Origin of the sequence: Hydrocoleum sp. CS-953, from assembly GCF_002260545.1 — a bacterium.
GTDB lineage: Bacteria > Cyanobacteriota > Cyanobacteriia > Cyanobacteriales > Microcoleaceae > Trichodesmium.
In genome coordinates, this window is the sequence record NZ_LGSU01000224.1 from 1 (window position 1) to 2,490 (window position 2,490).

A 2,490-nucleotide genomic window follows, 5' to 3' on the forward strand; every position below is an offset into this window, starting at 1 on the left:
AATTTGAATCCGAAAAAATGAGATTCAAGTTATTTCTAGTCACGACTACAGCAATCGTAAATAATCTGTGAAAAAGAACTGTAGGGGTTTGGTCTCCAAACGCAATATAATAAAGGGTTTGGAGACCAAACCCCTACCATAAAATGTTACAACTTATTTAGAACTTAGAAGTTAGTAGTCAGGTGAGTAATTATTATAAATTTTACGGAAAGGGAACTCTCTTTGTTGTAGTCTATGCCAACTTGCTGAATCTAACTATTATTTTTTAGCAAAAATTGTCTTGACATATATTGACAAATAAAGTAGATATAATGAAAAGTAAAAACATCACCCTTAACCCGATTTTACCAGTCAAATTATTACTAAGTTTTTTACCTTTACTACTTTTAATAAGTTGTGGCAGTCAACGAAAAACAGCAAGGTTCGCTTCAGAATCAGCAAAAAATGTAAGAGTTTCAGAAGATATAGTATTACGACAAGGTGTACCAACTTCAATCGCAGAATCTCAAATAGATTCTAGTCTAGAACCAATCTCAAATACAGAAGAATATAATCTGATTAATGACAACCCTTTTAAAGTAGTAAAAAATAATCCCCTCTCCACATTTTCTATTGATGTAGATACAGCATCTTATAGTAATTTACGTCGCTTTATTACTCAAGGTCAGCTACCACCAAAAGATGCTCTAAGAATTGAGGAATTAATAAATTATTTTACTTACGACTATCCCCAACCAAAAGCAAATAATCCCTTTTCTATTACGACAGAAATTTCTGATTCTCCTTGGAATAGTCAACATCAATTAGTTCATATTGGTATTCAAGGCAAAGATATAGTTACAGAAAATTTACCTCCTAGTAATTTAGTCTTTCTCTTGGATGTTTCTGGTTCGATGAATAATGCCAATAAACTACCCTTAATCAAATCAGCTTTTCAATTATTGGTAGATGAACTAACAGAAAAAGATACTGTCTCAATAGTTGTTTATGCTGGAGCAGCAGGAGTAGTTTTACCTCCTACAAATGGCAACGAAAAAGATAAAATTATCGCAGCAATTAATAACCTCGAAGCTGGAGGTTCGACTGCTGGAGGTGAAGGAATTAAACTTGCTTATGATTTAGCTAAAAGGTTTTATCAATCTTCAGGAAATAATCGAGTTATTCTGGCGACTGATGGAGATTTTAATGTGGGAGTTTCTAGCGATGCTGAATTAGTCAGAATGATCGAAAATTATCGAGATGAAGGAATTTTTCTGACGGTGCTTGGTTTTGGTACGGGTAATTTTAAAGATGCCAAAATGGAACAGTTGGCTAATAAGGGAAATGGGAATTATGCTTATATTGATAATCTTTTGGAAGCGAAAAAAGTGTTAGTGACTGAGATGGGAGGAACTCTACTAACTATCGCTAAAGATGTCAAAATTCAAGTGGAATTTAATCCCGCAAAAGTACAAGCTTATCGTTTAATTGGTTATGAAAATCGACTGTTACGTTCTCAAGATTTTAATGATGATAAAAAAGATGCGGGAGAGTTAGGTGCAGGACATTCGGTTACGGCNAAGATGTCAAAATTCAAGTGGAATTTAATCCCGCAAAAGTACAAGCTTATCGTTTAATTGGTTATGAAAATCGACTGTTACGTTCTCAAGATTTTAATGATGATAAAAAAGATGCGGGAGAGTTAGGTGCAGGACATTCGGTTACGGCACTTTATGAAATTATTCCTGTGGGAGTAGAAAGTAATGTGAATTTGCCGGGAGTTGATGAGTTGAGATATCAAGATAATCAAGTTGATGAGGCAGCTTATAATAGTGATGAATTAATGTTAGTAAAGTTGCGTTATAAGGAGCCAAAGGGTACAACTTCTGAGTTAATAAAACAGCCAGTTGTTGATAAGGGAGTAAGTTTAAATGATGCTTCTAATAATTTTAAATTTGCTGCTGCTGTGGCTGAGTATGGAATGATTTTGCGAGATTCTGAATATAAAGGTGATGCTAGTTTTAGTAAAGTGTTGAAGTTGGCAAATGAGTCGAAGGGTTTAGATTTAGAGGGTTATCGGAGTGAGTTTATTAATATGGTTGAAAGTAGTCAGAAATTGATGGAGAAAAAGTAGATGAGGAATTTTAGGTAAAAAATACCTCATCATAGATTAATGTATACCACAATTTGTGGCTTTTATCCCGCACTCTCTTGTGAAAGGAGTAGTGGGATTTTTTGATTAGGCTTAATTGAGGAACTTATATCATTTTAAGTTTATTTTTAAACATCTTGAATAGAACAAGATTCTGTTCGATTTTTATTCAAAAATTCTCCTACTTTTTTAGGAGAAGAACTTGAATCTGGGATTTTAGGGTTATCTGGTTGAAACAAAGGTTGATTGTATTTTTTTCGGCCCCATTTTCAGACCTAGAGTATTATTAACTCTTTCCGGAAAATCCGAGGATGCTCTTCTCGAACTTGCTGCTAAATATACTGACTTTTTGCAAGAGA

The 2,490-nt window shown here is 33.9% G+C and carries 2 protein-coding genes; both read left to right on the forward strand.

Annotation, left to right across the window (positions count from 1 at the left end; genetic code table 11):
• Positions 1-311: 311 nt before the first annotated feature.
• The coding region (locus AFK68_RS44070; RefSeq protein WP_143437421.1) for a VWA domain-containing protein at positions 312-1,558 on the forward strand (1,247 nt) is incomplete at its 3' end.
• Positions 1,559-1,570: 12 nt separating this feature from the next.
• Positions 1,571-2,113, forward strand: a complete 543-nt coding sequence (locus tag AFK68_RS01905; RefSeq protein ID WP_094671197.1) for a YfbK domain-containing protein — start codon at positions 1,571-1,573, stop codon at positions 2,111-2,113.
• The last annotated feature ends 377 nt before the right edge of the window (positions 2,114-2,490 follow it).